At 69.3% G+C, this 24,603-nt stretch carries 25 protein-coding genes and 6 pseudogenes; 15 read left to right on the top strand and 16 right to left on the bottom strand.

Going from position 1 to position 24,603, the window contains the following annotated elements; genetic code table 11:
* Window positions 1-6 precede the first annotated feature (6 nt).
* Both IEZ19_RS38980 and IEZ19_RS38975 read right to left on the bottom strand, forming a co-directional pair.
* Window positions 7-423: a hypothetical protein gene (locus IEZ19_RS38980; protein ID WP_189316125.1), complete on the bottom strand. Its 417-nt coding sequence runs from the start codon at window positions 421-423 to the stop codon at window positions 7-9.
* A 132-nt stretch (window positions 424-555) separates the two neighbouring features.
* Window positions 556-801, bottom strand: coding sequence for a hypothetical protein (locus tag IEZ19_RS38975; RefSeq protein WP_189316124.1), 246 nt, complete (start codon window positions 799-801; stop codon window positions 556-558).
* Between the two features lie 580 nt (window positions 802-1,381).
* On the opposite strand from IEZ19_RS38975, the gene IEZ19_RS38970 reads away from it, so the two are divergent.
* The 3 genes from IEZ19_RS38970 (at window position 1,382) to IEZ19_RS38960 (ending at window position 2,865) form a co-directional block, all read left to right on the top strand.
* On the top strand, window positions 1,382-1,666 hold the full coding sequence (locus tag IEZ19_RS38970) for a hypothetical protein (RefSeq protein WP_189316123.1): 285 nt from the start codon (window positions 1,382-1,384) through the stop codon (window positions 1,664-1,666).
* Between the two features lie 890 nt (window positions 1,667-2,556).
* The gene (locus IEZ19_RS38965; RefSeq protein WP_189316122.1) at window positions 2,557-2,718 is read left to right on the top strand and encodes a DUF4240 domain-containing protein; all 162 of its coding nucleotides are present in this window, start codon (window positions 2,557-2,559) and stop codon (window positions 2,716-2,718) included.
* The gene (locus IEZ19_RS38960; RefSeq protein ID WP_189316121.1) at window positions 2,719-2,865 is read left to right on the top strand and encodes a DUF4240 domain-containing protein; all 147 of its coding nucleotides are present in this window, start codon (window positions 2,719-2,721) and stop codon (window positions 2,863-2,865) included.
* 763 nt (window positions 2,866-3,628) lie between these two features.
* On the opposite strand, the gene IEZ19_RS38955 is transcribed toward IEZ19_RS38960, so the two are convergent.
* Window positions 3,629-4,696: an acyl-CoA dehydrogenase family protein gene (locus IEZ19_RS38955; RefSeq protein WP_189316120.1), complete on the bottom strand. Its 1,068-nt coding sequence runs from the start codon at window positions 4,694-4,696 to the stop codon at window positions 3,629-3,631.
* A gap of 94 nt (window positions 4,697-4,790) precedes the next feature.
* On the opposite strand from IEZ19_RS38955, the gene IEZ19_RS38950 reads away from it, so the two are divergent.
* Entirely contained in the window at window positions 4,791-5,747 is a 957-nt protein-coding gene (locus IEZ19_RS38950) for an AraC family transcriptional regulator (protein WP_189316119.1), read from the top strand.
* Between the two features lie 278 nt (window positions 5,748-6,025).
* Window positions 6,026-6,307, top strand: a complete 282-nt coding sequence (locus IEZ19_RS38945) for a hypothetical protein (protein WP_189316118.1) — start codon at window positions 6,026-6,028, stop codon at window positions 6,305-6,307.
* A 299-nt stretch (window positions 6,308-6,606) separates the two neighbouring features.
* Here the strand turns inward: IEZ19_RS38945 and IEZ19_RS38940 are convergent, their stop codons facing one another.
* The 3 genes and pseudogenes from IEZ19_RS38940 to IEZ19_RS38930 form a co-directional block, all read right to left on the bottom strand.
* Window positions 6,607-8,286 (bottom strand): phytoene desaturase family protein, encoded by a 1,680-nt coding sequence (locus IEZ19_RS38940; protein ID WP_229841308.1) that lies wholly within the window; start codon window positions 8,284-8,286, stop codon window positions 6,607-6,609.
* A gap of 71 nt (window positions 8,287-8,357) precedes the next feature.
* A pseudogene (locus IEZ19_RS38935) lies at window positions 8,358-8,901 on the bottom strand (hypothetical protein); the annotation flags it as partial.
* A 369-nt stretch (window positions 8,902-9,270) separates the two neighbouring features.
* Window positions 9,271-9,873, bottom strand: coding sequence for a TetR/AcrR family transcriptional regulator (locus IEZ19_RS38930; RefSeq protein ID WP_189316116.1), 603 nt, complete (start codon window positions 9,871-9,873; stop codon window positions 9,271-9,273).
* Between the two features lie 72 nt (window positions 9,874-9,945).
* Between IEZ19_RS38930 and IEZ19_RS38925 the strand changes: the two genes are divergently transcribed.
* Window positions 9,946-10,773: a class I SAM-dependent methyltransferase gene (locus IEZ19_RS38925; protein WP_189316115.1), complete on the top strand. Its 828-nt coding sequence runs from the start codon at window positions 9,946-9,948 to the stop codon at window positions 10,771-10,773.
* On the opposite strand, the pseudogene IEZ19_RS38920 reads toward IEZ19_RS38925, so the two are convergent.
* Window positions 10,728-12,046, bottom strand: a pseudogene (locus IEZ19_RS38920) (Tn3 family transposase). The gene IEZ19_RS38925 and the pseudogene IEZ19_RS38920 sit on opposite strands and share 46 nt — an antisense overlap.
* A 175-nt stretch (window positions 12,047-12,221) precedes the next feature.
* Here IEZ19_RS38920 and IEZ19_RS38915 point away from each other — a divergent pair.
* A complete protein-coding gene (locus IEZ19_RS38915; protein WP_189316114.1) occupies window positions 12,222-13,058 on the top strand; it encodes a hypothetical protein in 837 nt (278 codons plus the stop codon).
* Here IEZ19_RS38915 and IEZ19_RS38910 read toward each other — a convergent pair.
* Window positions 12,989-13,282 (bottom strand): hypothetical protein, encoded by a 294-nt coding sequence (locus tag IEZ19_RS38910; protein WP_229841307.1) that lies wholly within the window; start codon window positions 13,280-13,282, stop codon window positions 12,989-12,991. The genes IEZ19_RS38915 and IEZ19_RS38910 overlap by 70 nt on opposite strands.
* A 139-nt stretch (window positions 13,283-13,421) precedes the next feature.
* Here IEZ19_RS38910 and IEZ19_RS38905 point away from each other — a divergent pair, with 139 nt between their 5' ends.
* Entirely contained in the window at window positions 13,422-13,589 is a 168-nt protein-coding gene (locus tag IEZ19_RS38905; protein WP_189316113.1) for a hypothetical protein, read from the top strand.
* A 200-nt stretch (window positions 13,590-13,789) separates the two neighbouring features.
* On the opposite strand, the gene IEZ19_RS38900 is transcribed toward IEZ19_RS38905, so the two are convergent.
* Window positions 13,790-14,122 carry a hypothetical protein gene (locus IEZ19_RS38900; protein WP_189316112.1) on the bottom strand — a complete coding sequence of 111 codons (333 nt, stop codon included), beginning with the start codon at window positions 14,120-14,122 and terminating at the stop codon, window positions 13,790-13,792.
* Window positions 14,123-15,201: 1,079 nt separating this feature from the next.
* Between IEZ19_RS38900 and IEZ19_RS38895 the strand changes: the two genes are divergently transcribed.
* The 6 genes and pseudogenes from IEZ19_RS38895 to IEZ19_RS38870 form a co-directional block, all read left to right on the top strand.
* Window positions 15,202-15,654: a hypothetical protein gene (locus IEZ19_RS38895; protein ID WP_189316111.1), complete on the top strand. Its 453-nt coding sequence runs from the start codon at window positions 15,202-15,204 to the stop codon at window positions 15,652-15,654.
* Window positions 15,655-15,952: 298 nt separating this feature from the next.
* Window positions 15,953-16,252 (top strand): hypothetical protein, encoded by a 300-nt coding sequence (locus tag IEZ19_RS38890; protein ID WP_189316110.1) that lies wholly within the window; start codon window positions 15,953-15,955, stop codon window positions 16,250-16,252.
* Between the two features lie 262 nt (window positions 16,253-16,514).
* Entirely contained in the window at window positions 16,515-16,793 is a 279-nt protein-coding gene (locus IEZ19_RS38885; RefSeq protein WP_189316109.1) for a hypothetical protein, read from the top strand.
* 273 nt (window positions 16,794-17,066) lie between these two features.
* Window positions 17,067-17,567 carry a hypothetical protein gene (locus tag IEZ19_RS38880; RefSeq protein WP_189316108.1) on the top strand — a complete coding sequence of 167 codons (501 nt, stop codon included), beginning with the start codon at window positions 17,067-17,069 and terminating at the stop codon, window positions 17,565-17,567.
* A gap of 207 nt (window positions 17,568-17,774) precedes the next feature.
* Window positions 17,775-19,562: a S8 family serine peptidase gene (locus IEZ19_RS38875; RefSeq protein WP_189316107.1), complete on the top strand. Its 1,788-nt coding sequence runs from the start codon at window positions 17,775-17,777 to the stop codon at window positions 19,560-19,562.
* Window positions 19,563-19,979: 417 nt separating this feature from the next.
* Window positions 19,980-20,220 (top strand): annotated as a pseudogene (locus IEZ19_RS38870) (IS1380 family transposase); the annotation flags it as partial.
* Window positions 20,221-20,491: 271 nt separating this feature from the next.
* On the opposite strand, the pseudogene IEZ19_RS38865 reads toward IEZ19_RS38870, so the two are convergent.
* A pseudogene (locus IEZ19_RS38865) lies at window positions 20,492-20,803 on the bottom strand (IS3 family transposase); the annotation flags it as partial.
* Window positions 20,804-20,850: 47 nt separating this feature from the next.
* Between IEZ19_RS38865 and IEZ19_RS38860 the strand changes: the two are divergent.
* Entirely contained in the window at window positions 20,851-21,006 is a 156-nt protein-coding gene (locus IEZ19_RS38860) for a S1 RNA-binding domain-containing protein (RefSeq protein ID WP_229841306.1), read from the top strand.
* A 24-nt stretch (window positions 21,007-21,030) separates the two neighbouring features.
* Here the strand turns inward: IEZ19_RS38860 and IEZ19_RS38855 are convergent, their stop codons facing one another.
* The 6 genes and pseudogenes from IEZ19_RS38855 to IEZ19_RS38830 all read right to left on the bottom strand — a co-directional run bounded on the left by IEZ19_RS38855 (window position 21,031) and on the right by IEZ19_RS38830 (window position 24,578).
* Complete coding sequence (locus IEZ19_RS38855; protein ID WP_189316106.1) at window positions 21,031-21,615, bottom strand: hypothetical protein; 585 nt, start codon at window positions 21,613-21,615, stop codon at window positions 21,031-21,033.
* Window positions 21,616-21,779: 164 nt separating this feature from the next.
* Window positions 21,780-22,088, bottom strand: a complete 309-nt coding sequence (locus tag IEZ19_RS38850) for a helix-turn-helix domain-containing protein (RefSeq protein ID WP_189316134.1) — start codon at window positions 22,086-22,088, stop codon at window positions 21,780-21,782.
* Window positions 22,085-22,228, bottom strand: a pseudogene (locus IEZ19_RS38845) (tyrosine-type recombinase/integrase); the annotation flags it as partial. The gene IEZ19_RS38850 and the pseudogene IEZ19_RS38845, both read right to left, overlap by 4 nt.
* Window positions 22,229-22,241: 13 nt before the next feature.
* On the bottom strand, window positions 22,242-23,015 hold the full coding sequence (locus IEZ19_RS38840) for an SDR family NAD(P)-dependent oxidoreductase (protein ID WP_189316105.1): 774 nt from the start codon (window positions 23,013-23,015) through the stop codon (window positions 22,242-22,244).
* A gap of 56 nt (window positions 23,016-23,071) precedes the next feature.
* Window positions 23,072-23,653, bottom strand: a complete 582-nt coding sequence (locus IEZ19_RS38835; protein ID WP_189316104.1) for a TetR/AcrR family transcriptional regulator — start codon at window positions 23,651-23,653, stop codon at window positions 23,072-23,074.
* Window positions 23,654-23,736: 83 nt separating this feature from the next.
* Window positions 23,737-24,578, bottom strand: a pseudogene (locus IEZ19_RS38830) (IS5 family transposase).
* Between the last annotated feature and the right edge of the window lie 25 nt (window positions 24,579-24,603).

Genomic DNA, 24,603 nt, shown 5'->3' with positions numbered 1-24,603 from the left:
CCAACGTCATCCCCCGCAACACCTAGGCGGCGGCGCCCGCCTGGCGGGTCTACTCGGGCTGTGGGTCAGGGAGTAGGCGCGGGCGGCGACAGCAGCGGCCAGCCTCGCCACGGCGGTTGACGGGCTTTCAGCGGCATGCGGGGCCCGCTCGGCGATCATTGCGGCGGTCTGCGGGGCGCCGTAGTTGATCGGGACCACCGCCGCACGGACGAGCACCCATGCCTGCAGCTGGCGGTCCCCGGCTTCCTGAGCAGTCGCGGCGGCGGTCGAGAACCAGTCCTGGGCTTGCTTCTGGGCGTCGAGGTCGTGGAGCACGATCGCGATCATCCCTGCCATCTGCCCGGCGGTGACGTGCACTCGGACTCGCGTCACGACGGGTTGCGGGATGTCGAGGAGCGGGCGGATCTCGGCGACGTCGGCCACGAGGTCGGCAAGGACCTGCGGCGGGACTGCAGATCATTCGGCGTAACTCCCGATCACAAGTGGCAACGGGCACGAGCCCGGGACCGGCCGCGCCGGCCGCCGTCCCCCGAGAAGTGCTCCCGGTTGCCGCGGTCAGCGCACCTGGCGGCCGGCCGGGATGCCGCCGGCCGGGTCGCCGCGCAGCAGCCACACCGGGTTGGACAGCGCGATGGCCTCTCCCGTGGCGCTGCGGACCTCGACCCGGACGAACCGGGGCGCGTTGGTGTCGATCGTCAGGTCCAGGTAGCCCTTGGCGAGGTCGGAGGACGCGAACTCGCGGAAGGTCGTTCCGGGCTCCGGAACGGACGGGCCGGCGCCGTCGACGGTGCCCTGCACCACCCGGAGCACGCTGCCGGCCGGAAGACTGTTGGCCAGTACCCGCAATTGCGGGTCAGGGCGTTGGACACCGTGACCGAGCCCATGGGTGCGGCGCCGTCGACGAGCAGGCCGAGCGTTCCGGCGAACAGCGCGGGGTTGCCGAAGTACACGTTGCCGGCCGAGAGTGCGGGAAGCAGGTCGCTCAGCTCGCGGCTGCCGGCATAGGCCCAGGGGTTGCCTTCGCCGGCACCGAACGCGGCACCTGAGGCCGACAGTACCCACGGCTCCTCGTCCGGTCCGGCCAGCAGCACAGAGCCGTCTTCGAAGCCTCCGGCAACGGCCTGAAGATGCCCTTCGTGCCAGCGGACAAGGGTCGAGCCCGTCACGGCACCAGGACGCCGTCGTCCTGGCACACGAGCGCAGCGCCATGGCAGCCGGGCAGCGCGAGGTGCCAGTGGCGTCGCCCGGATCCGTGACGGCCTCGCGGCCAACTACCGCGACTGATCCCGGTGGGCGCCACACCTCATCGCCCGGGCGTGGTGTAAATCGTCGTGTCGCAGGTAGACGTACTACAGAACGACTTCCTGAGGAGGTGGATCGGATGCGGTTCCTCGGACTGCTCCTCCTTGCGGCAGCGGGCGCTTTCACGGCCCTGGCGATCGCCGACAACCTGTCCGGCGGCCCGGACTACGCCGTGTCGGTACTCGGACACCACATCGCCACTCTCGGACCGCTCGCCATCTTCTGCTCTGGCCTCGCACTGGCGCTCATCTTCTGCCTGGGCATCGCCCTCATGGCCGGCGCGACGACACACCACCACCGGAGGAGCCCGCGTCTGCGCAGGGCACACGGCACCACCACGGTCGGCCCGATGGCGGGGAGCTGACGCCCGGCGTTCCCGTGATTGCGAGGGCCGGCGGCGTTCGATAACGCCTCGAACACGGGCGGAGCTGTGCGTCACATACCGTGCCGCCGCTACCGTGAAAGCGTCCTGACCGCCCGAGCCCACCAGGGGGAGGCATCGTGCTCGGCCCGTACCGCTACTTTTGCCCGGCCTGTGGGCTGGAGTCCGACCCCTTCCTCCTCAAGAGCAAGGCGGACGACGTCGGCGAAACCCACCGCGACCAAAGGGACGGCGGATTGCACCCGGTGGTGGGGCGAATGCGCCCTCGCCCTCGAATGGCGCGCACCCCAGGGTGGCGAGCGCAGCGCGGTTCTCGCCTTCGCCGTGATCATGCTCCTCACGTTCGGGCAAAGTGCGTCGGTCTCGTCTGACCGCCACAGCAGAAAGGCGCCGCTCCCTGGGGCAGGGCTTCGGCAAAGTCGAGTGGTGTCCGGTTCGTGACGATGTGCCAGCTGACGGAGCTCTGGGAAGGACACGGGTTTCCAAGAGGTCGATGCCCGTGTCCGAGTGGCTCAGGTCCCGCGACACCTGCTCGTACTCCGTGATGTCCACTTCACCCAGTAGGGTCCGGGCCTGCAGGGCTATTCGATCCCAGGCTTCGAGGAGCTGGACAGGGATCGTAGACACTCGCATGTCCCGTAGGGCAGGACTTGGCCTTGATGGCCGTGACGCCTCGGCTGAACGACAACTTGGGAAGCTGCGGTCGATTGCGGATGGCTTGAGTGCTGACCCGGGCGAACGGCCGGGCTGCGGCCTCGTCAGAGGAGTCTGCATTCACGGTGATTCACCGCTCTATCTGGCGCGCCTGTGGTGCGCCCTTCGCGACAGCCGACAGTCTCCCGCTGCCAGATCCGAGTGCCAGGATGGCCGGCATGGAAGAGGACGCGTTCTGGGCGCTGCTCGAAGAGTTCCGACCGGCCGGGCCTGACCCTGATGCCGACCGCCTCGCGACGGCCCTTACCGCGCGGCTGACGGCCGGACCGGTGTCCTTGGTAACCGGATTCGCCGAGCACTTGGCCTGGGCGCTGTACTGATTGGACCTCCAGAAATACGACCGGGGCCTCTCTGGCGACGCGTTCCTCTACACGCGTGCGGCCGTCGTCGCCGACGGCCCCGACGCCTATCCGCGGGTGCTAAGGAACCCCGCGACCTTCACCTGGCTCACAGAGGTGCTTCGGTGAGCAGCTGTGACGTGGTGGAGCTCGGCGCGGTTTCCGTGCAGGGATGGGCGCCGTTTCCACGTAGCAGCAGCCGCACCGACGACGTCACGGGCTCGGACACGGAGGGATGTGTCCGGCACCGCCGCGCGCGGCCACCGCCGTCGCGCGGCCGCGAGATTTTCGACTGCCGACGGTGCCGAGCTCGCGACCTGGGCGTGCACGCCCTTCGAATCGCGGTGCGCGGTGCTTCTCCGCCAGCCCTGTGGCGTACCTCACGGCGACAAACGGTCAGAGGATCGTCTGGTCGCCGGCAGAAGGCCGTCCTGGAGGCATGCGCCGCCTGCGTGTTCCACGGTGAAGACGCGGGTCGTGACCCGCGTCGTGGTGTAGCGGATCAAGCGTTACGCGTTCCGGTTCAAGGCCCCACGTACGTTCGAAGAAGCGACGGTCCACGAGGCGCCTTGCTGAGGCGAGTTGAACGCCCGGTCGCGCGCAGCCACCTCCGCCGACCTGCGGATTTAGGCGATTTGATCAACTACACCACCCGGCAGGACGCCATCAAGACGCGGGCCACACCGGGAAATAGCGGTTCAACGCCACGTCGTACTCGCCCGCCGGACCGATCAGGAAGGGCTGACCTCGGGCCTCCCGGGTCGTCCAGCCGCTGATCGAGACCGGCGGACAAGGCGCCGAACCCCCGCATCAACAGGGTCACTTCGCGTGGCCAGTCAGGTCTCGGCGGGTGAAGTGAATGGGACGGGTCTGCCTCATGGGCTCGCGGCGCTCAGGGGCGCTCGACCAGCCTCGTACCGAAGGATTCGACCGCAAGGTACGGGTTGAGGTGGGGGTGACGGCTGGCGACGGCGAGATCCCGCCAGTACCGCTGAAGCACGTTGGAGGTGTTGAATCCGCTCGCACCATGCAGGTCGAGCATGCGCTCAACCGCGGCCCGGCAGTCACGGCCGGCGTCCGCGAGTTCCATCTTCAGACGGGGCATGTCGGCTTCGGACACGTCGGAGGCGTCCACGGCCCGTGCGATCGCAAACATGGTCCGTTCAGCACGATTCACCAGGTGGGTCGCCTCCGCCAACCACTGCCGGGCCCCAGAGGACTCACCCATGCGGGAGTACGCGCTCATGAACGGCTTCCTGTCCGACGCGAACATCGCGTCGATCGCATCGAGTGCGCCCCTGGCAGCCCCCACCACAGGGCCCAGCGCCGTCATTGCGTAGAGCAACATGTCCTCCACGAGGAAGGGGGCTGCGGGCATGACGTGCTCGGCTGGCACCAGTACGTGCTCAGCGACCAGGGTGTGACTGCCCGTGGCGCGCATACCGGCCATGTGCCAGGTCCGCTCGACAGTCAGATCTGCCACCGGTACGGCAGCGAACGAAAACTTGCCCTCCACCATCAGGGCAAGTCCGGCCCAGACCGCGTCTTCACACCCCGAGACATTCAGCCAGCGGCCACTGACGCGGACGCCTTCAGGCACGCGCTCGCCCAGGCCGGCGGGAACGCCTGACCCGCAGAAGAGCACGTCCGGGTCGGCAAAGAGAGACTCGCGCACCGACGAATCCGGGAAACTCCTGACAGCGAGGTTCTTCGAGGTCACGCACGTACCAGCGATCCAGGCCGTGGACGGGCAAGACCGGCCCAGGTCGCTCAGGCACCGGGCCACGCTCTCCGCACCTGCCCAGGCTCCCCCGTACTCCCGCGGTGTCCGCAACGCGAAAACCCCGTCTCTGCGCAGCGCGTCCAGGCTCTCCATGGCGGGTCGATCCGCTGCTTCCGCCTTCTCCGCCTGGGTTCGGAGAATCTCGCTCGTCTTGTGCTCGGGAGCATAATCGATCATGTTTCAAACCTAACCACCGGCCGCGGCACCGGACCATACGCGAGCCGCACCGGTTCATACGAGGCTGAACTACGGCACCGCTAAAATCGGCTACATGGACCTGGTGAGTGAGGTAGTCCGCACCGTTCGGGTCGGGAAGCCCGGCAGCCGTGTGATCAGACAGTCCGATTCCCAAGGCGTTCGGTTCCCCCCTTTCGACGGCATCGGCTTCCATGTCGTCCTGCGCGGCACCTGCTGGCTGATCTCCGAAGACGAGGAACCGGCCCCCCTGAAACCGGGCGATGTCGTGCTCATCACCTCCGGTGCCGCACATGGCCTCAGCCACGTCCCCTGCATGCTGAAAGACCTGTCACCGGTAGTGACGAGCCCCGTTCCGCGGAAGCCGGGGCCGTTCGGCTTCGAGTTCCTGTGCGGCGTCTACCACCTAGAGCGCGGCCGCACCCCGCAATACCTCCGCGCCCTGCCCGACCTGATCACAGTGTCGCCGGATTACGACCGCCTACCTCAGATGCGAGCCCTGATCGACCTCCTCAGCACGGATGCCTCCGAGGCGTACATGGGCACGGCGGCGACGCTCCCCGCGCTGCTGGACCTGATCCTGGTCCACACGCTCCGTCAGTGGCACGAGCAGTACGGCTCGGCCGAGTGGTCACGAACTGACGACCCCGCGATTGCCGCCGTCCTACGGGAAATCCACAAGAACCCGCAGCAGCAGTGGACGGTAGACCGGTTGAGCGAGGTGGCTGGGCTACCCCGCACGGTGTTCGCCCGACGCTTCACCGCAGGAGTGGGCCAGCCACCAATGTCCTACCTGATCAGCTGGCGGTTGAGTCTCGGTGCGCGGCTGCTCCGGGAGACCGACGCCACGCTGGCAACGATTGCTCGCGAAGTCGGGTACTCGACAGAGTTCGCCTTCTCCGGAGCATTCACTCGCGAGTACGGCGTGTCACCCGGCCGCTTCCGGCGTACTCCGACCACCACCTACATCTCATCGACGACGAATCGCCCTAACCCACAGGCGCCGAGTGAAGAATTGCCTCAATCGAGCTGACCGACCCGGTCGAGACCGAACCCGACGGCCGGCCACCCGCCATCGGCCCTGGCGTCCGACAGGACGAGACGACCTCGGCGACCGGCTGGACGGCCATAAGCAGCCAGCCACTTGGGCGCAACTCCTCCCCTGAAAAAACAGGGGGAGCCGCTGCCCTCGCCGGGCGTGCAATGCGCCCAGCGGCGGGCAGCGCTCGCCGAGCTTGGCACCGAATGAGCGGGGTCCACGCCGTCCCGCAAAGCGATCTTCAGAAAACGTGTCAGCCCGGCTTGGTGACGATGTCCGCAACCTGGTCCGGCATCGGCAGGGACGGCGAGTGGGAGGCGTCCAGCGCCACCACGGAGGTCGAGCTGTTCGGGAAAGCGGCATCGGCTTCCGCGATGCACCTGCGCTGCACCGCCGGGCGTAACGACTCGTTCTGGACCGGGCGGCAGTTCACCTCGGCCGAGCAGATGCAGGCCGAAGCCCTGACCTGGGCGAGCGGGACTGCAGGCCGCAGGCAGTGCCGGCCGCTGGGAGGCGCCTCATCATGGACCGCGGCTGCTGCATGTGGACCATGATCGACTTCAGTACCGCCGAAGGCCGCATCTGGGACTGGGATCCCAACGACTGTTGCGTCCTGGTCCCCCACTACGTTGTCCCTCGCCCGAGGGCTCACGGGCTGGCTGGAAGGCTGGATGGTCCCAGGGCCGTATTCCCCGTTTCGCATACACGCTGACGGCTGCCCATCTCCGGGGAGTACGCCCGGTAGACGGTGATCGTGGACGCTGTGTGGGGCGCGCGGATCCTGCGTTGCGGTTCGTCCATGCCGTACAGGGTCAGGCCACCGACTTCCGTCGGCCATCGATTTCTGGCTGTGTCAAGGATAGTGCGGCGCTTGAGTAGGACGCCCCGGTTCGTCGTCGGCGGGCTGTCGACCCGACGTGCCTCTGCGTCTGTCGAGCAGGTGGCGGACGCGCGCCAGTCGTGGGCGGGTGGTCAACGTGGTGGCGACGATGTGTCCCGAACCACCGCCCAGGCCCGCGCCCGGATGGGTGGAGGCGCCGATGTGCCACAAGCCGTGGATCGGGGTCGCGTGCCGCCCGCACGTGGGTGACGGACGCCACCAGAAGTCCTGATCCAGCTCCGCGGCACCACCGTAGGGATCGCCGCTGACCGCGTTCGGGTTGTGCTCGGCGAGCTGCACAGGTGTGATCACATCGACCGCGAGAACCTTGTCGTACACGTCAGGTGCGTGCAAGGCGATCCGGGCCATGACACGGTCGGTGTACCCCTGGGCCAGGGCTGGGCTCCAGCCCTCGGTGGTGTCCAGTTCGCCGCCCGCGTCTCCGACAGGTGCGAACGGAACCTCCTGGAGCTGCAGCCAGAGCGCGGCGGCGCCCGCAGGGACACGGGTCGGGTCCAGCAGGTACTGCTGCCCGACGACCACCGTGGGCCGCCTGGGCAGCAGCCCCGCCTCCGCTTCCGCGCACGCGATGCCGGTGCTGGCCGAACCGTCTGTCAGATGGAGGATCGGTACCTGGCCCAGACGTTCGTCCCGCCAGCCGATCGGCTCGGACAGCGCGACATGGATCTGCATCGCGCCCCGCCCGTAGCGGAAACGCGCGGCGGCGTCACGCACCGCGGGAGCCACCGCGGACTCCGGCAGGAGACTGCCGTACAACGCGGTGGGGGTCACCGAAGCGAGTACGGCCCGGCGTGCCCGGACGACCCCCCGGTCGGTCACCACGCCTGCGGCGCGGCCGTCCTCGACGAGGACGGTCTCGACACGCGTGCCGATTTCCACGCGTACGCCGAGCGAGTCGAGCAACGACAGGAACGCGTCGAGGAACCGGCCGGCACCTCCGGCCACCACCGGCACGCCGAACCCGTGCAGGGTGGCGGCGAGCAGCGGCATCATCAGTGCGCCCGACGCGTGGTCCGGCGCCAGCCCGGCGTGCAGCAGCCACGGGGAGAACAGATGGTCCACCTCGTACCCCGAGAACCGGGTACGAGCGTAGGCGCGACCGCTGGTGGCCAGCGAGCGCAGCCACTGCTCGGTGCCGGCGCGCCCGCCGGTGCGGAACAGGCCGGCCGCGTGGCGCAGGAACGCGGTCGAGCGCGGCTCGCTGCCCATCAGCCCGCCGATCGCAGCCATGTTGTCGCCGATCCGCTCCAACTCGGCGAGATACGCCGCCCGGTCGGCCTCCTGCGCGAAGCCCGCCGCCGTACGTTCCGGATCCCGGTGCGCCAGGGTGACCCGACCGTCGTCGGCCACGCTCGCCGTGACCCATTCCTCGGTGTTGCAGTAGCTCAGTCCGTGCGCGCGCAGCAGCGGGCCGAGGCGTGCGAAGGCAGCGCCGGAGACGAACAGCGGGTGCCAGGAGGAATAGGTGTCGTGCACGTAGCCGGGCAACGTGCACTCCTCGGCCGCGATGAATCCACCGATGCGCTCGGCCCGCTCCACGAGGACCACCGACCACCCGGCCAGGGCGAGCTCGGCCGAGGCGACCAGACCGTTGATGCCCGAGCCGACGACCACAGCATCCACGTCAACCACCTGCCCACCTCTTCCCGTGGCGTTTTGGATGCCCATAGGCACCCTATGGGCGATTGCACTGCGGTGCCCACACGCACCGCCGCCGCCGTCGTGTTGCGGACGCCGCAGTAGTACCCGGCCTTGTCGTTGCGGTACCGCCACGGCAGCGCGTCCACATAGCCGTCGACCAGCTTGAACTGCTCAGGCCCGCCTCGTTCCGGTCCTGCAGGTGGAGGTAGTCCGCCGGCAGGTGCCGCAGTTCGGGCAGGCGCGGGTGCGCGCGTCGGCGATCGCCGCGTCGACGCGCGCGCACATCTCCGGCGTGCGGTCGGCCTCGGTGTCGTCCGACTCGTCGTGCTCGACGTGCGCGATGAGCGGCAGAGCCGTCAGCAGCGAACCGGGAGGCCCCTGCGCCGCCGCCCGCTCGGCAAAGTCGAACGCCAGCCGCTGCAAGCCGCGCCACTTCGCGCACCAGCGCTCCAGCGCCGAGAAGTGCGCCTCGTAGTGGTGTGGGGCACGCGTGACGATCTCCGCCCACAGCCTGTCCATCTCGGAGTTCGGACAGCCGAGGCCGAGCGCCACCCATATCTCCGTGATGCACGGCGTCGGGTCGTCGGGGTTGAGCGTCGCGGCCTGATGAGGATCTGCGAATTTCCCCGGGGCGGATCCGCGCCTCAGGTTGTTGGATCTCGAATGGCCTGAGGGCTCTTGGGGCCAGGCATAGCGCACTGCGGGTCAGGGAGCGGGCGTTGAGGGCCCGCGGAGGACAATCGGTTCTGCGGCCTCGGCGCGGGCGCGGGCCAGAGCGCCCTCGACCTCGTCGCGCGGCGATCCGAGCTGGAATACGCGACAAGCCCACCAGTCCCGAGGCCGACCAACGAGTCCCTTCCCGGTCCAGGGAAGGGACTCGACTGGTCGCGCGGGCAAGCATGAGCCCAGGACGCCGGGTGGGGCAGTTCGAAGACCTCGCTCAGACCACCACTTGATCACGACTCAATACGCGCCCTAAGCCGGTCGTCGTTGCACAGCATCGGCGATGACCGCTGTCACGAGCTTGTTGACGACTGCCGTGGCCGGCGGGCCGGGGTCGCGGTCTGCGAACAGAAGATGCCCTCCACCGACCAGGGAGAGGGTGAGTGAGTCGATGTCGGCGTCGGCCGCGATGCGGCGCAGTTCACGCTCGTCGGCGAGATAAGCGGAGATCGCGGTCGTGGCCTGGGCAAGGATCGCGATGCCGCCTCCGGGCCTGGCTTGCCGCAGCCGTGCGCGCAGCTCGTCCCGGAAGGTGATGAGCGGGATGATTGCCACCGGAATCGGTCCGAACAAGGTGGTCAGCGCGCTGGTGAGGTTGTCGGCCACCGTGCCGGTGCCGGCGGACTCGCGCAGCGCACTCGCCTGCGTCTCAAGCTGCGCGGCCCGGTCGAGCACGAGGTCGGTGAGGAAGGCGTCGAAGTCGGTGAAGTGCCGATGCAGGACGCCTTTGGCGCAGCCCGCCTCGTCGGTGACGGCCCGGCTGGTCAGCCCGTTCGGCCCGTCCCGCAGAAGTACCCGTTCGGCGGCTTCGAACAGCTGCTGCCGTGCGTCGCGAAGATGCACCCCAGTCGGCACTTACAGATCCTCTCGTGCGTCGCTCCGCTGACATTCTTTGCCCAGTGGGCGCACGCCCACTAAGGTGGGCGCATGCCCATTCTACCGCGAGAGCAACCAGAACCGTCTCCGGCGGAGCCGCATAGGGCCCGGCGGATGGCCGAATCGTTCGGCGCGGACGCGCAACGCTACGATCAAGCCCGGCCCGGCTACCCCGATGCATTGGTGGCGCGGATCGTCGCCGGAAGCCCCGGTCCTGACGTGCTCGACGTCGGCTGCGGCACCGGCATCGCAGCCCGCCAGTTCCAGGCCGCCGGCTGCTCCGTGCTCGGTGTCGAGCCCGATGCGCGGATGGCCGACTTCGCGCGAGCCCGTGGCCTGCAGGTCGAGGTGGCGGCCTTCGAAGCCTGGCAGTCGGCCGGTCGGACGTTCGACGCGGTCATCGCCGCTCAGTCGTGGCACTGGGTGGATCCGGTCGCCGGCGCCGTGAAGGCTGCACGCGTGTTGCGTCCAGGGGGACGGCTGGCGATCTTCGGGCACGTGTACGAGCCGCCTGCTGAGGTGGCCGAACCGTTCGCCGCTGCCTACCGGCGGGCGGCGCCCGACTCCCCGCTCAACAGCCAACCGGCCCGACGTCCGCTCGACCTCTACCAGGCGGCGTACGCGAAGTTCGCCGACAAGATCCGCGAGACCGAACAGTTCAACGATCCCGAACAGTGGCGATTCGACTGGGAGCAGTCCTACACGCGCGACCAATGGCTGGACCTACTACCCACCACCGGTGGTCTCACTCAACTCCGTCCCGATCAGCTGGCCGAGATACTGGACGCGGTCGGGGGCGCCATCGACTCCCTGGGTGGGCGCTTCACGATGAACTACACCACCCTGGCCGCGACCGCCGTACGCGCTACCACCTCCTGAGTCCATCCGCCGAGTCGTCGCCGACCTAGGAATCCGCGCGGACATTCGACGCGCTCGACGGGTCCGGGCACGGTCACAGGCAGCAGGTCGAGCCGCTTGTCGATTTCGAGGCGGAAGGTGCCGTGCCGGTTGACGTTCGACCAGAACAGTGTGGTGGGGCCCCGCCGGTCCTCGTCCGACAGCTTCTGCGCCCAGGCCGGTTCGGCGAGAACCTGCTGCAGCAGCAGGGTGGTGATGTGCACAAGACTCGACTGGAGCAGGTGGAGCGCGAGCATCGAGGTCTCGGCGTGCTCCTTGTCCGGGCCGGTCAGGGCACCGTCCTTGCCGTAGTGCAGCACGGTGTTCGCGCTGTTCCAGTTCTCCACGACCTGGAGCGCGCCGTGGATCTCTCGGCGCAGGCCGGGGCTGGCGAGGTAGCCGCAGGCGAAGATCGTGCGCACTGCACGGCCGAGTCGAGCGCGGCGTAGGTGGGATGCTTCGGACCGTCGCGGGTGAAGCGCCGCAATACCTGCTCGGCCTCCGCCGTCCCTAGGCGCAGGGCGGTGGCGTACTTGACCATCTGGTCGTACTGCGGGGCGATCAGATCCCAGCGGATCGGCCGCGTCAGAGAGCCGCCCAGCGCGGGCCAGCCGGGCGGGTCGTCGTCAGGGCGGTACAGGCGGATGCTGCCGATGTTCTTCAGCCTCGGCAGCAGGCGGAAGTTGAGCAGCTCGGTGATGGCGAACCCGACGACGCTCGCGCCGTGAGTGTCGACGTAGTTGGACTCGATCTCGGCGTCCGTGCAGTGCAGCAGCAGGCCCTCGATCATCGCCGCGACTTCGGACGACGAACAGCTCTTGAGCTGGGAGTAGATGCAGACGTTCCTCTTCTCGACGTGCCAGTACACCATCACGCCGTTGCCGCCGTAGCGGGCGTGGTACTCGGTCATGAAGTTCGAGGACCAGGACCCGAACTTCTTGGAGTCCGAGGCGCACGCCGTGCCGCGGCCGCACCATGCGGTGTCCCGGACGGCAAAGGTGGCGTTCACCAGCTTCGTCACGGCGGCGCGCAGGTTGTCGACGGTGATGAAGTACCGGCGCACGTGCCGCAGCGCGGCCTCGGTCTCGCCATGCTCGCCGGTCGCCACGATCGCGCGGATGCCCATGTTCGTGCCCAGCGCGAAGAGCGCGAGCAGCAGACGGCGCTGGAGGGTGGCACGGCCGATGCGCTTGTAAGCGGCGACGGAGGCGAACTCGTCGGTGAAGCCGGTCGCGACGTCGGCGTTCTTCAGCACGTCCAGCAGATCGAGGACGCCCCAACGGCGTACGACCTCCTCCTGCAGGGCCTGGAGCCAGTGGGCTCGTCCAGCTTCTCCAGCTTCGGCGCAGTGATCCACGGCTCACCCTTGCGGGTGGTGACCTTCGCCCCGGAGGCGGCGCTGTCGGAGCCGTCCGGCATTCGTGCGGCGGGTGATGTTCCCGGTGGTCGGCAGGGAGAAGACGTTCAAGGCCCTGGCGGCGGAGGCCGCGGCGAACGAAGCCCACTACAAGGCCCGGGTCCGCACGGTGCTGCGCTCGTCGTACTCGGCGCACCGGCGGCGGATGCTCGCGCCGCTGCTGAAAGCGCTGGGGCTGAAGTGCAACAACACCGCGTACCGCCTGGTGATGGACGCGGTCGACCTGCTCAAGCGGTACCCGGAGCAGCCGCTGGGGGAGGGCGCGTTCTTCGACCCGGCGGAGACGGTGCCGCTGGAGGGGGTGGTTCCCGATCAGTGGCGGGCGACGGTCGTGGACGACAAGGGCCGCGTCGAGCGCATCCCGGACGAGTCGTGCACGCTGGTGTCGCTGCGGGACGCGCTGCGCCGGCGGGGGATCTGGCTGGTGGGTGCGGACCGGTGGCGCAACCCGGACGACGACCTGCCCACCGACTACGAGGACGTCCACTACGCCGCCCTGGGCCAGCCGCAGGACGCCGGCGACCAGGGCAGGCTGCGGGCCTCGCTGGACCGCTTCGACCGCGCCTTGGCCGAGGGCACCACAGGCGGGGTGGCGATCGTCAAGAGGCACGGCGGGCCGTGGATCCGCGTCTCCCCGCGCGGCATGCAGGAGGAGCCGGAGTCCCTGGTCGCCATCACGGGGCAGGCCATCTGTGGTCCCGTCTCAGGGACGTCTGACCGATCTCACCGGAGCTTGACGATGGTTTCCCCGCCGACAGGTGTGGCCCGGACAGGGCGGCGTCAGAGCGGGGGTGCGGTGGAGAGAGTGCCCGTCCAGGCAGACGCGACCGGCTCGGATTTGCGCTGCTGAAGGAGTGCCGCAGTGTCCTTGACTCGGCCGAGGTCGATGAGGTGGCCCACCAGAGAGCCGCAGTTGGTGGGGACGTGTGGTTCCAGGACGGCGACAGCCTCCTCGGTCCGACCGGTCTCGGCGAGCAGGTCGGAGATGATCCAGGTGGCCGAACCGACCAGGTTCGCGATCTCCACCAGGCCATCACTGATCGAGGTCAGCCCCGCGTGATACGCCTCTCGCATCGCGTGACCACCGTCCCAGTCGCCTCTTCGCCGGCCTGCGCAGCGCGTCTCATCCTTTCGGGCGACTCCACTCCACAGCTTTCGTGCCCGATCAGTAGGGTGCTCGTTTCCGGCAGCATGACCAGGTGTGGGCCACTGGGTGTACGAGTTCTCGGGTTGCCCCGGCTCGGCGGACTACTGGCAGATCACGGATGATGAAGAGCCGGGCGATGTGATGCTGCGTGAACGCCCAAGCGGTCTTGGCATCGTGGACGGGTTCGTACGGGAGAGCGTCGACGACCTGATGATGGTGGCCCGCTTTCGGTAGGTGACCAGCGCAGACTCGTCCACGGTGGCACCGACGGTGCTGCAGGCGTCCGGGGATTCGTCCCTTGCGCGGCGGGATGCGCGGCCAGTGCGTACGGGCAGCGAGCTGGACACCAGCGATTCCGCGTAAGGAGCTTCCCGAGCCCGCGTTCGAGCTGCCGTCGTGGCTGTGCGCGACCGCCATCGCGCACAGCCGTTCTCCTACTCCTCGGTGGTGGGTTCTTCAGCCCCGGTCTCCTCGGCCGCGGTGGTCGCGGGCTCTTCAGCTCCCGTCTCCGCCGCCTCGGGGGCCGACTCTTCGCCCTCCGCAGGGCCGGCTTCAGTCGTGGCCGCTGGCTCCTCGGGGGTGGGTTCTTCAGCCCCGGTCTCCTCGGCCGCGGTGGTCGCGGGCTCTTCAGCTCCCGTCTCCGCCGCCTCGGGGGCCGACTCTTCGCCCTCCGCAGGGCCGGCTTCAGTCGTGGCCGCTGGCTCCTCGGGGGTGGTCTCCGCCTCTGTCCCTTCGGCCGCAGTGGGCTCCTGCTCGGTGTCGCTCACGTGCTCACCGCCTTCCCGTACTGACAGGCAGGAAGAGGATCAGGTGTCGCCCGGTCGGACGATCGTCATGATGCGGAATTCATTACTCATGATGCCACCGAACAGTGCGATTTGTGGACTACCGCGAGGTTAGCCGGAATGTTTCGGAAACGTGCCGTAGGCCGCTGCGATCAACCGCGACGGCGGGCGGCGGGGCCACGTGAGGCGACGGGCCGGGTGACCGCGTCGACGCCGGGTCGCGCGTACCGCTCCAGGGAGCGGACGGAGGCATGGCGGGAGCGGGCCAGCAGCATCGGGGTTGAGGTGCCGTCTTCCGTATCGTGGGTCAGCGCGCTGTGGCGGAGCCGGTGGCGTGTCCACCCCTCCAGGTCGTCGAAGTCGTCGAGGCCGACGAGGGTGTTGGCCGGCAGCCGCCTGCTCTGCTCGAAGATCTCTTCCGCCCGGCGGTAGGACAGCCTTGCGGCCGGTGACCGGGCTGGTGTCCAGGGTCGGGGTGCGGGCGGGGGCTTTGCGGTCGGTGGGAAAGAGCGGGCCGTGGGTGCGGCCGGCGATGAGCCGGGGCAGGCACTGGGCGGTGCCGGACTGCCAGTGAATCCACTCGAGCGCCCCGCCCTCGGAGACGACCCGCCCGCGCTTGTCGGCGGGGAACAGCTCCTCGATGTTCAGGCACAGGATGTGCCTTCGTGCGGTCCGGCGGTGCCGGGCTGCGCTCGATCCCGAGCGTGGGGTCGGCCGTGATCCATCCTTGGGCCTGCCACCAGCCGATCGCCTTGGGCGCGTTGGACAGTTCGAGGTTGACGGTGTCGGCGTCCATCTCGTCCGCTCGCGCCGCCGCGAGCTCGGCGAGCGCCTCCGGCAGGTCCGCGTCGTCGAGTGCCGCGAGGTCGAAGGGCGCAGGCTTCGCGCCGGGGCGGGCCGGTACGCTCGCCGGATCCGATCGGGGGGATTCCTTGCTTCTGAGCGGCTCGCCCGATTGCGGCCGGGGCGACGTCGCCATAGCTTCAGCGCGTCGGAATCATTCCGAAACAGCCGATATATACCTCTATGTCGGCTTCCCCATGGCATCGAATGGAGCCTTCATGTCGGTGATGACCGCTACCCCGCCCCTGCAGCAGTTCGGCCAGCAGATGGGTGGCCCGCAGCAGCAGCTCGCGCAGGTCGTCCAGCAGACGATCCAGCAGGCCTGCCTGCAGGCGAGCCAGCAGATCGCGCAGCGCATGCAGCAGACGCTGCAGCAGATCCAGCAGGTCCAGCAGCAGCTGCAGCAGCAGGGCCTGGCCCACCAGGCCCACCCGTACCTGGCTGTCGCCCTGCACCACACCCTGCACCAGGGCGTACGCAGCGCTGTGGAGCAGTCCGTGCAGCAGGCGCTGCCGACCGCGATCCTGACGCTGGTGCAGCAGAGCCAGCAGGGCCAGGGACAGCAGCAGTGGGGCGGCGGCTTCGGCCAGCAGTCGATGGGCCAGCCGTACCCGCAGCAGTACCAGCAGCCCGGCTTCGGCCAGGCGGGTCAGCCCTTCGGTATCGGCTGACATAGGGCGGCGTGCTGTGCGGTGTGCCCGGGAGCGATTCCCGGGCACACCGCACAGCCGTGGAAGCACAAGCAGGCCTTCGGCTCCCGAAGCTACGGCGAAGTGACAGGTGGCCGAGAGTGAGGTTCTGGCGTCCGATCCCTGATCGGACTTGGCGCCGGTAGCGTGCCGCCGACTACGTGATGCGAAGGGCAGGACCGCGGTGGCGAAGCGGTGGGTCCGGTCGAGGTCGACGTGGACGACGACAAGGTGACCCGGGTGGTCACCCTGCCGGAGGAGGTCCACGAGGATCGACGACATGGGCCATTTCCTCATCTGCGAGGAGAAGTTCGTGCGCGGGAATGGCGACGGGCAGCCTCGGGTGTACGCGTTCTGTGTGGTCGCGCCTTGCTGGGAGCATCCTCAGTTCCGGGTCGGCGGCCCGGTGAACTGGCTGAACACTGCGGAGTGGGAAGAGGGCTTCGACCTGACCGGGGCCGACGACCGGTGCACGGAGATCAACCCGTACGGCCTGCGTGAGAGGCAGTCGGCGCTTGAAGTAGCCCCGACACGTCACGGGCCGGGCCGGGCCGGGCCGGGCCGGGGCCGACGCGCGTGACACGCGCTTGCGCACAGTGACAGACCGCCGGTCTTCGGCGAGGGGCAGGAGGTCCGGGCAGCCCGCCGTTCGGCTGCTGCCTGCATGTCAACGTGATCTGTCCGACGGCAGTTGGGGTCCTTGTTCTGGGCGCGACCCATGTCGAAGCAGAAGCGGGGCAGGATGCACCTCGGTACCGGGCCCTCGTGCGGCGGGTCCGGTGTTACTGAGCGGCAGTGGATGGCCCCCGACTCAAGGGCTGTGGCCTCTCACCCTGTGGGCAGTGTTGCCGGATTCCGGCTTCGAGTCAGCCGCGGACCCGGCGTTCTCCGCGGCACTGCGGGACGCCACGGCCGGGATGCCGGCCCGGCTGTGGATCACCGGCTACCTGCTGGGCCCGATCCCCACCGACGCCTGGCCCAACGGCGAAATGGCCCGCGCCCTGCTCCAGGCGCTGGAAACACCATGCGGACGACCGCAGCCTCGCCGACGACCTGCACCAGGCAGGACTGGGCCCTCACAGCGACCCACCAGACGGGGAGCCGAGCTGGTGTGCGAGTGACGGGACGGCTGCTGCCTCGCTGATCGCACGCGATCGCACTGCAGGGGCGTGGCGCAGGCCGGGCCGAAAGCGGCCCCCATCCCGGTCGCTCACGACCAGGGCGCGTCGCCCCCTGGACTGATCGTCAACGCGCCCCTCGGGCGACTCCGTCGCATGGCGGTATGTCCTGGAATGTGTTCTTGGCCGGTTGGTGGTTTGCTGCTCGGTGGCGGCGGGTCGGGTCCTGCCGGTCGCCGTTTCGTCTGCTTCCACAGAACTCGAGGAGGAGCCCGCATGTCGGTCTACACCCCCCAGCAGGTCGGCCAGCCGCAGACCCAGCAGCCCTACGGCCAGCAGGAGCTGCCGGGCCAACCGGCGGTCACGCAGCCGCTGTACGGGCAGCAGCCGTGGGACCAGTTCGGCCAGCAGCAGTTCGCTCAGCAGGTGCTGCAGCAGCAGGTGCCGCTGCTGGTGACGGAGGTGTCGCTCAGGTGTGCGGCTACGGCCGTCGCGGCGATGGTGGAGCAGCTGCGAATGGACCCGCAGATCCTGATGGCCATCCAGGCGCAGGGGCAGATCCCGCCGCACGCCTGGAGCAGCGTCCTGACCGAGTGTGCGCGCCGTATCGCACCCGTCGTGCACACCGCGCTCACGCAGATCACCGGCCGGAGCCCCGTCAACGGCCATGGGCCGCAGCCGCAGTTCGGGCAGGTTCCCGGCCTCCAGCCGCAGATCCCGTTCGGCCAGTTCCAGGGCCACGGTGGCTTCGGACAGCTGTCGCCGCTGAGCATGTGAACCCTCGGCCGGGCGGCGCTTGCTCCCCTTTTCCCCGTGGGCGAGCAGGGCGCTGCCCGGCCCGATGCTGCCGCGCCAGGCTGGCGAAGCGACGGCGCGGTGACACGTCGGCCGGGGGAACGTAGGCACGCCCGCTCCCCCGGCCGACGGGCTGCTTGATGATCCAAGGCGTGCGGCGACTTCTTCGTGCGAGACGGCGGTTGGGTGATGAGTGAACAGCAAGGCGGCAACAACATGAAGCCGGGCAGTGGCGGCAAGGGCGGGAAGACCCCGCGTGCGCAAGGCGCGGCGGGCGAGGCTGGGCAGCAGCGGTCGGCCGTGGGTGCGGCGGGCGGTCAGGGCGAGCAGCGGCATGAACCGGCCAAGCAGACACAGCCGCAGCCCGACGGGCGGGGTGTGCGGGCGGGGTGGAGACGGTACCTGGTCGCGCCCCGGTCCCTGGGACTGCTTCCGCACGGGGTGCCGCCGATCGAGTTCTCGGCGCTGTTCGCGCTGCTGGAGGAAGACCCCGATGTGGAGCTTCTGACGCAGGTGCGGCCGTCGCGCCAGCGGGGTCTGGGGGCGATCGCCGAGCCGCACCCGGCCTGCCCGCCGGTGGCGGTCGTGAGGATGCCGCAGGAGCGGGCCCGTGCCCTGGCGGCGAACCCACAGGTGGTCGTGGAGACCGACCAGCCCCTGTCCTACACCCCGATCCCACCGGTGGGCCTGAGCCCGGCGCCGGTGATCGACCCCATGCTGGCCGTCACCCTGGAGGAACCCCAGCAGCTCACGCTGCGCGTGATGGGCAGCGACCAGGACGAGGTGCACGGGGCGCACGTGTGGGCGATCGGCAGCGGCGGGCCGGTGCACGGCGTCACCGGCCCGGACGGCCGGGTGGTGCTGACTCTGGCCACGGACACCCCGGAGACCCTGCAGGCCCTCTACGTCCGCCCGCTGGCCGGCTACTGGCCCACACGCACCGGTAGCCCCCAACCTGTCAACGGGGAGGCGGTCGTTACGGTGCAGGCCCTGTCGGACACGTTCGAGGGCTTCCCGGGCCGGGCGCTGACCGGCTGGGGCATGCAGGCGATGCGGCTGCATCAGATTCCCCCGACCTACCGGGGGCACGGCATCAGGGTCGCGCTGCTGGACTCGGGAGTGAACACCGGCCATCCGGATCTGAAGGACACCGTCCAGCACGGGCACGACTTCACCGGCGCCACCGACGGCACCTGGGGCGTGGACGTGACCGGGCATGGTACGTGGTGCGCCGGCATCATCGCGGCGGCGGACAACCGCACCGGCATCGCCGGGATCGCGGCGGAGGCCGAGCTGCACGCGCTGAAACTGTTTCCCGGCGGGCACCTCAGCGACCTGCTCGCAGCGATCGAGTACTGCATCACCCACGACATCGACATCGCCCAGCTCAGCCTCGCCTACCCCGTACCGTCCCAGCTGGCCGCCTGGAAACTCGCCGATGCGCACGCCGCGGGGATCACCGTCATCGCCCCGGCCGGCGACACCGCAGGACCCCTCACCCACCCGGCCACCCTGCCCGGGATCCTGGCGGTGGGGGCGCTCGCACACACCGGCACCTACCCCACCAGCAGCCCGCTCGCTGCCACGCAGCCACCGTGGCCCGGCCCGTACCCGGCGCCGTTCACCCCCACCGCGCCCGGCGTGGACCTCATCGCCCCGGGCGCAGCGGTGATCACCACCGCGCTGGGTGACGGCTACACGCCGGCCGACGGCACCGCGGTCGCCGCTGCCCACGTCACCGGGCTAGCCGCCCTGCTCCTCGCCCACCACGACCGCCTGCGCACCCAGGTCACGCCCCGCACCGCCGAGCGCGCCGACCACCTGTACGGGCTGCTGCGCACCGCCTGCCGGCCCCTGCCGGGCGCGGACCCCCGCACAGGCGCCGGGATCGCCGACGCGCCCACCGCTCTAGGTATCCCCACCAGCTGGCAGCCCGACCCGTACGCGGCCGTCGGCCGTGCCTGGCCCGAAGCCTGAACACAGCCCTGTCGTAGGGTCGGGGCACGATCACGGCCTCCACTGTTCCGTCCCCGCCGCCTCCTCACAGGCAAGGCGCCGGGGACGGAAACCCCCGTTCGCCCCCGCCCGGCTCACCCAAGCCCGGCGTCTCGCCCAGGTCCGGCCGCGGACGGGAGACGCGCGTCTCGTACTGACCCACCGCCACCGGCGGTGACGCCAAGGGCGTCGGCCACGTCCTTCTCGGTCAGCCCATTACCTTCCTCGTAGAGCCCGGTTCGGGCTCGTGGCCTCCAGGGCCGGTATGACTCGTTGCCCCTGTCCTTGATGATCCGGGGGTGCTGTCGCCGGTCCTGGCGGCACCGGTTGATCGCTGATGGAAGCGTGTCCGCCGACAGGCAAGGCTGCGTAATGTGGCTGCCGATCTCCGGTGCCCGGGCGGGCCACACTCCCTACGGCCAAGGCTCCTTGCAGCACTTGGAGGTCCGCCACCGAGCACACACCCGCGTCGAGGACCGCATCCGCTGCGGCAAGGCCACCGGCTTCGGCCGCTTCCCCTCCCGCCACTTCGCGCTCAAACACGGCCTGGCTGAAGTCGGCCCTGACCGCCGTCGACCTGCTCGTCTGGACCCAGACCCTGCTACTGAAAGGCGAGTTGGCCACCGCAGAGCCCAAGAAGTGAGGCAGCTCAGCCTCCGCCCATCCGTCCAGCGCCGCAGCGGCGCGGTGAACCACCCGTCATCGCGGGCAGTGCGGGCCGCGATCAGGGGGTGAGGTGGGTGCTGCATCGCGAGCCAAGCAGTGCGCCAGCCACCGTTGCATCGTCACTGCGGCCGCTGCCTGATAGGTCCGGGGGCGCCATCGCCGATGCCGGGCAGTGGACAGGAACCACTACGCCCCTACCAGACCTCACACCGCGTCATCCGCAGTCTTCGTGAACGTCGGTGCACGCACCACCTGGTGTTCAACGTCTTCGCGCTGAAGTCGCGCATCAGTAGGTCCGGGGCGGGAGGCGCGGTCTTGTCCGCGATCGTGGTGCGCTTCTTGTGCCGCAGATGCCGGCCGACGATGTGGTTGGCGCGCATCAGCCGGGCCACCCGCTTGCGGTTGATCCTCCGCCCGCGCGAGCGGAGTTCGGCATGCACGCGCGGGGCGCCGACGGCGCCGTGGTGTCCGGCGTGGATGGCGCGGATCTCAGCGACTGCCCGGTCCTCGGCCGCCTGGCGCTCGGCGCGTGCCGGTGCGGTGACCTGGTGCCGGTATCACGAAGATCCTCCCGTTCGGTGTTTTCGTCCGGCTCGCTCGCGACGTGGAGGGTCTTCTCCACGTCTCCGAGCTGACCAGCACGCCTGACGAAAGCCCTGACCAGCTCGTGAGCGAGGGCGACCAGACCACGGTGCGGGTTGCGGAAGTTGACCTTCCACGGCACCGCGTAAGGCTCTGCGCCGTTGCTGAGAACCTCTGATTCCTGAGACCTAGCGGCCGTTTCTCATCGCTGTGCGGCCTCGGGAAAGCCCAGCCTGTCCAGCAGCGCGTCAAACAGTTCCTCCACGAAGGTCTGCTGGGAACGCAGCAGGTCCTCGATCTCCGACTGCCCTGCCGCGTCTCCGACGCCGGCCGCTGCTGCCCACGCCAGAGCGCCTTGAGCAGAGGTCGGCACCTCAGCGTCAAGCTCAGCGCGCTTGCGCTGCACGGCCTCGTTGAACTCCGGTGTGTTCACCCACATGCTCTGGTCGTACAAGTCCTCGGGTTCCTCTGCCCACAGCGCTGCGGCCACCTGAAGGTTCAGACATGCTTGCCAGTTCTGTCCGTCGGCGCTCATCCCGGTGACGAGGGCGACGTCGCTGTCGTAGACGTCAGCGACGCAAGCCGCCTGCCCGGTGCACTCCACCAGGGCGCAGAGATCCTCTTCTTCCCATAGGCCGTGATCAAGCTGGAGTGTCTGCCAGCCCTGCGGCCGCGGCGGCCACGCGTGCACAGTCTCCTTCAGCTCCCGGTGAATGCCGTTGAAAGCCGATGCCTCCAGCAGTGAGCGCTCACTGCGGCCGAAGACCAGGTGGCCCGAAAATCCCACGGTTGCCCTCCTCAACGACGATGCCTGCACGATAGGGCCTGGCACAGACATTGACCGGGCCACATTCCTGGGCTGATCCGGGAAGCGCCACTTTCAAGAGGTCCAGGCCCGGCAGGAGCGCGTGCAGACGTTGCCGGATCCTACGGGGGTCTTGCCCTGCCGGGTCACGTCAGGTCAGGGCGTCGGATCGTGGTGCGACGGGGTCGCGGCTGCGCCGACCTCGTCTCACCCGCGGTCTTGACGACCTTGACCTCCAGCAGGTCGTTCGGCTGGCAGTCGAGGATGTCGCACAGCGCCGCGAGGGTGTCCATCGACAGTCGCTGAGGCGGCTGCGTCACCAGTCGGAACACCTGCTCCCGGGACAGGTGAACGCCCCTCTCTGCGAGAAGCGGAACCAGCGCGGAGGTCTGGAACATTCCCTTCTCCGCCATGCGCAGCCGCAGGTGCCAGACGACGCCCGTCTTGCGGATCAGGCCGGCTCCTCCCACAGATCGCCGTGGCGTTCCTTCAGGGCCCGCTCCAGCAGCCGGTTGCGGTAGTCGTCCGAGACCCCGGTGTAGATCGCGGTCGTGCTGGCGTAGCCGTGACCGACCTGTTCTTGCACGAACCGCTCCGCTCAGGACGACTCAGTGCGGCCAGGGGGCGGTGCCGCCGTCGACGCCGAGGGTCATGCCGGTGACGTAGCTTGCGCGGTCGCTGAGGAGCCAGGCAGCGGCTTCGGCGATCTCGTCCGGTTGGCCAGGGCGGCCCAGGGCGGCGAGGGAGCTGAGGTGCTCGACGATGCTCGGGTCGCGCTGCTGCCAGGAGACCATCATCTCGGTCATCGTGGCGCCTGGCGCGAGGGCGTTGACGCGGACACCGTCGCGGCCGTATTCGGCTGCGGCGGCGCGGCTCAACGCGATTACGGCGGCCTTCGTCGCCCCGTACACACTCTGCCCGGCAGCGCCGAAGGTGCCTCCAATGCTGCTGATGTTCACGATCGAGCCACCAGCGGCGCCCTCCGCGGTCATCGCCTGCAGTTCGGCGCGCATCGCCAGCCACACGCCCTTGAAGTTGGTCTCGAGGACGGAGTCGAAGGTCTCGAACGTGACCTCGGCGAGGCGGCCGCCGCCCTGGGTTCGGCCGGCGTTGTTCAGGGCACCGTCAAGGCGCCCCCACCTCTCGACCGCGGCCGCGACGGCTCGTTGCAGTTCGCCGGCGTCGGTGGTGTCGGCCTGAACGGCGAGGACGTTGCCTCCGTCGGCGGTGATGTCCTCGGCGACACGGTCAAGTTCGGCTTTGCGGCGGGCGGTGATGACGACGTTCGCGCTTTCGCGGGCGAACAGAAGCGCGGCGGACTTGCCGATACCGGACGAGGCGCCGGTGATGAGGATGGTCTTGCCAGCGAGCAGATCGGTCATGGGTGTTGCTCCATCGTGCGGGTTCTCGCTCGGTCCGGGGCCGGATCGGTGAGGAGTCAGTTATGTGCCCGGTCCGCGACGAGCGCATGGATGAGCGCGTCGCGGACGACGGCGGACGTCGCATCGTTGTCGCCGTTGTCGGGGTTCGCGGCGACGGCGTGGGCGACGCCGCGTAGGGCGGCGCGCAGCGCGTTCGTCGCCAGCGCCGCAGTGATCCCGGGCCGGAGGGCGCCTGCCTGCTCGAGCTCGTCGAAACCGGCGCGCAGCAGCGCACTGCTTCGTTCGACCTGGCTCGGCAGCGGGCCCGATGTCGGGTACATCGCCGGGTAGAGATTCGGGTAGGCGAGCGCGAACGCGATGTGCGCGTCCCATCCTGCGGCAACGCGGGCACGCGGGTCCGCGTCATCCACCGGGGTAGCGGTGTCCTTGCGGTGGAAGTACTCCTCGAACGCCGCATCGACGACCGCGCGGATCAGTCCCGACCGGTCGCCGAAGTGGTGGTACAGCGACGGGGCCTGCACACGTGCGGCGGTGCACACCGCACGCGTGGAGACCGCGTCGACACCGTCACGTGTGGCGATCTCGAAGGCGGCGGCGAGCAGTCGTTCGCGGGCGCCACCGACTGTATTCTGTAGCATCGCTACAATGTAGCACCGCTATAGACGCTGAGGCAACACGGCTCCCGGTGCGCGGCTATGAGGCCGCGCAGGTAGGCGACCGGTCATGGTTGGCGTTGGGGGCGTGTATTCCAGCGATGAGTGGTCCAGGCTCGACGGATGAGGCTACGGACGGTGATGATCGTGTCGGCGAGGTCGAAGAAGGCCTCGATGACGCTGACCCGCCGTTCGTAGCAGCGTGCGAGCCGGTGGAAGGCGTTCTGCCAGGCGTGGGTGCGCTCGACGTGCCACCGCTGGGTGGCCTGGACCGGTGCCTTGGCCCCCGTCCAAGCGATTAGGCCGTGCAGCCCGCGCTCGCCGAGCAGGGTGCGCGACTTCGCCGAGTCGTATCCGGCGTCGAGGTGCACGGTGATCTCGTCCGGTAGTGGCCCAAGTTCGGTCAGCAAGTCCGGAGTCGCCGCCGGCAGTGGCGAGTCGTGGCGGTTGGCGCCGGCCAGGACGCGGCCGAGCGGGATGCCGTAGCCGTCGGTCATGCCCGACCGCTTCATGCCTTGCTTACCCCGGTCGACCGGCGAACGTCCGGCCGCCTCGCCGCCGCTGGGGGCCTTGGTGATGGCGCCGTCCACGGAGATCTGGCCCAGGAGGAGACCGACGATGCGGCCATAGGCGTCGAGCGCGATCTGCTTCAGCCGGGCGAATAGCTCCAGGCGTATCCACTCGTCCCGGCGGCCTCGGATCGTGGTGGCCGAACATGTGGAGTCCGCGATCGCCTCGTAGGAGCAGCCGAAGCGAAGGACTTGCAGCAGCTTGTCGAAGACGATCCGGTCGCCGATCCGGCGTCGGTGGCAGCCCAGCGGGTGGCCGGAGCGAACTCGGGCCGCTGCGGCAGCAGTGCGGCGAATTGGTCCCGGAGCGGGCCGGTCAGCCATGAGGGAAGGACGGGCACAGGTCTCCCCGACGGTCACAGAGTG

The organism is Streptomyces brasiliensis (assembly GCF_014647875.1).
In the GTDB taxonomy this organism is placed as follows: domain Bacteria; phylum Actinomycetota; class Actinomycetes; order Streptomycetales; family Streptomycetaceae; genus Streptomyces; species Streptomyces brasiliensis.
This window is presented reverse-complemented; position numbering and strand designations above follow the sequence as displayed.

Bases quoted from the DNA above. Each gene is read 5' to 3' on its own strand.
- IEZ19_RS38970 (WP_189316123.1), top strand. From the start codon at position 1,382: ATGCGGTTCCTCGGACTGCTCCTCCTTGCGGCAGCGGGCGCTTTCACG.
- IEZ19_RS38965 (WP_189316122.1), top strand. From the start codon at position 2,557: ATGGAAGAGGACGCGTTCTGGGCGCTGCTCGAAGAGTTCCGACCGGCC.
- IEZ19_RS38955 (WP_189316120.1), bottom strand. From the start codon at position 4,696: ATGATCGATTATGCTCCCGAGCACAAGACGAGCGAGATTCTCCGAACC.
- IEZ19_RS38950 (WP_189316119.1), top strand. From the start codon at position 4,791: ATGGACCTGGTGAGTGAGGTAGTCCGCACCGTTCGGGTCGGGAAGCCC.
- IEZ19_RS38945 (WP_189316118.1), top strand. From the start codon at position 6,026: ATGTCCGCAACCTGGTCCGGCATCGGCAGGGACGGCGAGTGGGAGGCG.
- IEZ19_RS38925 (WP_189316115.1), top strand. From the start codon at position 9,946: ATGCCCATTCTACCGCGAGAGCAACCAGAACCGTCTCCGGCGGAGCCG.
- IEZ19_RS38910 (WP_229841307.1), bottom strand. From the start codon at position 13,282: ATGCGAGAGGCGTATCACGCGGGGCTGACCTCGATCAGTGATGGCCTG.
- IEZ19_RS38895 (WP_189316111.1), top strand. From the start codon at position 15,202: ATGTCGGTGATGACCGCTACCCCGCCCCTGCAGCAGTTCGGCCAGCAG.
- IEZ19_RS38890 (WP_189316110.1), top strand. From the start codon at position 15,953: ATGGGCCATTTCCTCATCTGCGAGGAGAAGTTCGTGCGCGGGAATGGC.
- IEZ19_RS38880 (WP_189316108.1), top strand. From the start codon at position 17,067: ATGTCGGTCTACACCCCCCAGCAGGTCGGCCAGCCGCAGACCCAGCAG.
- IEZ19_RS38875 (WP_189316107.1), top strand. From the start codon at position 17,775: ATGAGTGAACAGCAAGGCGGCAACAACATGAAGCCGGGCAGTGGCGGC.
- IEZ19_RS38840 (WP_189316105.1), bottom strand. From the start codon at position 23,015: ATGACCGATCTGCTCGCTGGCAAGACCATCCTCATCACCGGCGCCTCG.
- IEZ19_RS38835 (WP_189316104.1), bottom strand. From the start codon at position 23,653: ATGCTACAGAATACAGTCGGTGGCGCCCGCGAACGACTGCTCGCCGCC.